Source organism: Providencia sp. M-27, from assembly GCF_011077905.1.
Taxonomy (GTDB): Bacteria; Pseudomonadota; Gammaproteobacteria; order Enterobacterales; family Enterobacteriaceae; genus Providencia; species Providencia huaxiensis.
The window spans coordinates 1-271 of record NZ_JAALBT010000084.1; the positions used below are offsets into that span (position 1 = coordinate 1).

The window sequence follows — 271 nt, forward strand, 5'->3', positions numbered from 1 at the left end:
ATCCCCTGGGCGAAATGCGCCTGGTAAGCAGAGTTTTTGAAATGTAAGGCCTTTGAATAAGACAAAAGGCTGCCTCATCGCTAACTTTGCAACAGTGCCAAGATTTTACACCGACAGAGCTCGCAAGTGAAATTGAAACGCATAATACCATAAAAAGTGTTTATCCCGACGCAAAACGTCTTGTTGGTGAATTGGGATTATCATTAGGTAATTTAAGCTATTATGCATCGATTATTCAACATCAATCGATTTATAAAATTCGTCGATTTCC

At 39.1% G+C, this 271-nt stretch carries 1 protein-coding gene; it reads left to right on the plus strand.

Annotation, left to right across the window (positions count from 1 at the left end; all coding sequences use genetic code 11):
- Nucleotides 1-86: 86 nt before the first annotated feature.
- A partial coding sequence (locus tag G6Q48_RS22140) for a hypothetical protein (RefSeq protein WP_207393070.1) occupies nt 87-271 on the plus strand: 185 nt, incomplete at its 3' end.